Annotated in this window: 4 protein-coding genes; 2 read left to right on the plus strand and 2 right to left on the minus strand. The window is 58.3% G+C overall.

The annotated features are described in order from the left end of the window. Positions 1-268 (plus strand): SET domain-containing protein (locus tag WCA53_RS03415; protein WP_423905474.1); only part of this gene is annotated, 268 nt, incomplete at its 5' end. A 355-nt stretch (positions 269-623) separates the two neighbouring features. Here WCA53_RS03415 and WCA53_RS03420 read toward each other — a convergent pair. After that, the gene (locus WCA53_RS03420) at positions 624-1,457 is read right to left on the minus strand and encodes a class I SAM-dependent methyltransferase (RefSeq protein WP_423905477.1); all 834 of its coding nucleotides are present in this window, start codon (positions 1,455-1,457) and stop codon (positions 624-626) included. A 245-nt stretch (positions 1,458-1,702) separates the two neighbouring features. Continuing rightward, positions 1,703-2,395, minus strand: coding sequence for a M24 family metallopeptidase (locus WCA53_RS03425; protein ID WP_423905479.1), 693 nt, complete (start codon positions 2,393-2,395; stop codon positions 1,703-1,705). Positions 2,396-3,012: 617 nt separating this feature from the next. Here WCA53_RS03425 and WCA53_RS03430 point away from each other — a divergent pair. Then, a complete protein-coding gene (locus WCA53_RS03430) occupies positions 3,013-3,807 on the plus strand; it encodes an SDR family NAD(P)-dependent oxidoreductase (RefSeq protein WP_423905481.1) in 795 nt (264 codons plus the stop codon). Positions 3,808-4,283 lie beyond the last annotated feature (476 nt).

The raw sequence follows: 4,283 nt of genomic DNA on the forward strand, positions 1-4,283 counted from the left end.
TGGGCTGGATGACCGACGCGTCATCGACGGCGCTCGTGGTGGCAATTCTGCACGTTGGCTCAACCATTGCTGCGAGCCGCACTGCGAGGCAGAGCAAGAGGGGAGCCATGTGTTTATCCGGGCCCTCGCTGACATCATGGCCGGCGAAGAGTTGTTCATCGATTATCTACTCGACATTAAGGGCCGCCGCACCGCGGCTGTCAAAAAGCTGCATGCGTGTCGATGCGGCGCGCTGCATTGCCGCGGAACGATGCTCGCTCCGCGGTAGGTCGGACACTGCTTCCTGCTGTCCGTGCGCGCCTATCCCTGTCCCCATGCGCGATTGCGAACCCCGGGTGTCCGCGGAAAGGGCTGACGGGTCTTCACGTAAAGACGCGTAGGCAAAAAACAGTGCTAATGCGATAAGCCTTATTGCGATAGCACTGTCACCGAGCAGTCCGTTATCCTTCGTATAACCGAGGGCGCATCGATTGGCCGTTGTGGAGCAGGCACGACCGCCTCTTATCGACCCACATCGGCCCTCCACGTTCACCGATAGCGGACGCTCACGAAGGCGTTGGAGTGCGCTGTTGACGATAACAAAGATAGACCGATGCCGTTTCGTCCAATTTAGCCGAGTTACGCTAGGCGGCCCTCGCCGTAACAAGTCGTTGTGCCCATCCGGTTCGGATGTGCCCGTCATCCATTTGAAACTCGACGAGCGCAGACAAAAAACGCTGGCGGAGCGTGCTTTGACCGCTAACCGATAAGCGGTCCACGTCGTACGTCGTTGCCAGCGATTCCCACAGTTCGGTTGGCGTCGGGTTCCAATCCACGTCAACGTCCGCACATGTGAAATCGGAGAAAGATCGCGAAAGCAGCGCTTCCCAACCTTCTTCACTTTGCGTTCTCGGATCACCGAAACGAAGTTGCGCGCCCTCTTCTCTAGCGATCGGTCGAAGTGTGTCTAAATATACCCGCTGTACGGGACCCGACAAAAACGAGCGACCAACAACAAAGGCGATAGTCCCACGGAGCGTCAAGACGCGGCGAATCTCGGAAAAAACCAGATCGATGTCGTCCATTAGCATCAGGGCCATGTGGCTGAGCACGAAGTCGACCGTGCTGGTCCCCACTGATAATTGCTGGGCGCGTTCCCTCAGCAAGGAAACATCAGCGGGCAGCGTAGCACTAGCCGCGTCAAGTTCACCCTGGCTCATGTCAACGCCAACCAGCCGTAAGCCGGACTGTCTTCGGTCCGCAAGCAATCTGAGTAGATGTCCGTCCCCACATGCCATATCGAGGACGGTAATCGGCTTAGGATCGGTCGGAATCAACGAGGCTAAAACGTGGTACGAAGAAGAATACGTCGCGCCATTTGCTTTAGCGGGAAGAGCGCCAAAAGCCACCGTCGTGGACCCCACGATGCGTTGATGAAAATCCTGCAGGTAGCTTTCGACGGCGGAAAGTTCGTTCAAACGTACGCTCCAAATGAATGTCAGATGTCACCGCTTAGCGCGTACAGGCGCACACGGTTGGTTGAATCGACGCGGATTCGCGCTGCCTATAGCCGACTGGGATCGTTCGATTGTCATCGATCTAGGTGGCAAAGTCGAACGTCTCAACATGGCCGACCACCGTCCGACACGCTCCTCGTTCAACGAACGCGATTGCTTGGAACACCATCAGGAATAAATCGGCGGCCGATTCGACCGCGAGCACATTAGAGTTCCATCACAGCGCCCGAATTATCGAAGTAGTAGATGTTTTCGTGCTTGAAACCCCAGCGGCCACCGTGCTGGCTTATGTGAGGTTCAAAGGTGAAGCATGCTACCTCGCCGAGACGGCGATGATTCCCAGCTTCGATATACTGCCGGTCGTCTCTGTGTTGGCAGATGCTGTGGCCAACGTTACCGAGAAAGTCGAGGTTTTCAAATCCTTCCTCACGGATCTGCGCATTGGCGAACTCATACAGATCGTGGAAAGAAGTATCGGGGCGAACGAACGCACGCATTTTCTGATGCAGACGGCTTTCCGTCTCATATCCGGACACGAACTCCGGGGTGCTCGGTACTATGCGTGCGACGCCTTCTTCGATGTAGAACGACCGCGCGCAGTCGCCCCAGATATCCCCACTTCGCGGACTAAGATCGATCGTCACAAGGTTTCTCGAGCCGACAGGTTCCGTGCTGGGCACGTACACCCGCCCCGACAATGAAGCCTTACTACGAGAACCCAATAAAACAAACGCCGGACAGTTGTAGTACCACGTGTCTGGATAACCGCGTTCAGCGAGCATAGCCGCCGCGGCGGTTGCGATCGAAGTCTCCGTGGACTCGGGCGTTATATGTCCAACCAACCGTTGCAATACGTCTTTGGCCGCAGCTTGAACGGGTTTATTCAATGGGATCGGCAAGACAGGCTCCGTGGTTTCGAGGCAGGTTCGACCGTCGATTGTCGGCGATCTAAGCATCCGTGTCGAAGGTCCGTTCCTGGCCCGGGTACTGCCTTATGCGATTGGCACACCTGCTTGCGCCCTGCACGGCTCCGGTCGGCAGCACGCGACCCACTGCGGACGGCCACATTTGTCCAAAGCGGTCGTTCAAACGCCGCCAATGTTTGCCAAGGTACGGCCTCATGACAACGCCGAGGTGCACTCACTGGACACCGTGCAAGAGCGCAAGACGCGACGCGGTCTCTTGGATAGCCAGACATTTTCTTATTGCGGGAAAGCCTACAAAGGCCGCTTCGGGTTGAAAATCCATCCTTCGCGGGCTGCCGGCCGGCCCCGAGGCGCAGCGGGTCGTCCATCAGCTTGATCACTGGCCCCCATGTCGTTTGCTCGGCGGCGTTGTATTGGAAACGCACGACGACGAGCACGTCTTTGCGGATCGCCACCTTCTCGTAGACAATGCGTCATCTGGGCGTCAGACGGGAGGGCGCCACGAAGCCGGACCTGCTTAGCTCACAAGAAAACTTCCATGGCGCACAGTCGGTTTCGTCGTCGCAGCGATTAATCAATACGGGATGTGAATGGCAACTTCTAGCGAAAAATCTTCGGGACAAGCACGTTACGCGTGCTATCCCAGTCTAGTAGACCGGGTCGTGCTCATTACGGGCGGCGCGAGTGGCGTTGGCGCTTCGTTCGTCGAGCACTTCGTTGCGCAAGGCGCACGTGTGGGCTTTCTCGACATCGACACGAACGCGGGAACATCTCTTGCCAAATCGCTCGGTAACGCGCGCCATAAACCGCTCTTCGTCGCCTGCGACGTCACCGACATTCCCGCGTTGCACGCGGCCATCGCCGAAGTGCGGGCAGCATTCGGACCGATCGAGGTGCTCGTGAACAACGCGGCGAACGATCGCCGCCACGCGCTCGCCGACGTTACGCCCGAGTCGTTCGATGCAGGAGTTGCAGTTAACGTGCGGCATCAGTTGTTCGCAGCGCAGGCCGTGGTCGACGATATGAAGGCCGCACGCGCGGGCTCGATCATTAATCTCGGCTCGCATTGCTGGATGCTCAAGAGCAGCCAGTTCCCGGTTTACGCAATGAGCAAGGCGGCCGTACAGGGCCTGACGCGCGGGTTCGCCAAGGACCTCGGCGCGTATGGGATCCGCGTGAACACGCTCGTGCCGGGCTGGGTGTTGACTGAGAAGCAGCGCAACCTGTGGCTCACCGACGAAGGCCGCGAAGAGATACGACGCGGCCAGTGCATCGACGAGGAAATGGAGCCCGGCGATCTCGCGCGCATGGCGCTCTTCCTCGCGGCCGACGATAGCCGCATGATCACGTCGGAGGATGTCATGGTGACGGGTGGCTGGTCGTAATAAGGCCGATTCTCGCCCGGCGGTTTCGCCGATTGACGAGCGGTATTGGCATGGCAACTTCCGAGGAAAGGTTGGCCGATGGTGGAAGCGCGTTCGCGACCTCGCGCAACCAAGCGAGGCCTCGAAGATTGTCGACGATTTCACCCGGATCGTCGACTGACCGCTGATGGCCGATAGCACCAGTTCGATGAACGTGCCGCCGTGAGGATGTTGGAATTCTCAATGGCAGCTTTCCGGCTGTTTGAGCGAACGCGTACTGCCGGCCATGAAGCGACGGTCGCGTGTTCCGCTGGTCGGACATTCAGATGTCCCTTCGAACCATCAAGCGGCCGTTCAACTCGCGATTACGCGATTACGAACGACCGCTCGTGGCCGTTGGGGTGGTTTACCACTGGAGCTAAGAGCATTATTTGACGATGGTGTCGCGGGCGTTTTCGGCTGGGAAAGGCATCGGTGCGACCGATGCCGACTGAGAC

The sequence above is a fragment of the Caballeronia sp. genome, from assembly GCF_049581465.1.
Lineage (GTDB): Bacteria > Pseudomonadota > Gammaproteobacteria > Burkholderiales > Burkholderiaceae > Caballeronia.

Bases quoted from the DNA above. Each gene is read 5' to 3' on its own strand.
- WCA53_RS03430 (WP_423905481.1), top strand. From the start codon at position 3,013: ATGGCAACTTCTAGCGAAAAATCTTCGGGACAAGCACGTTACGCGTGC.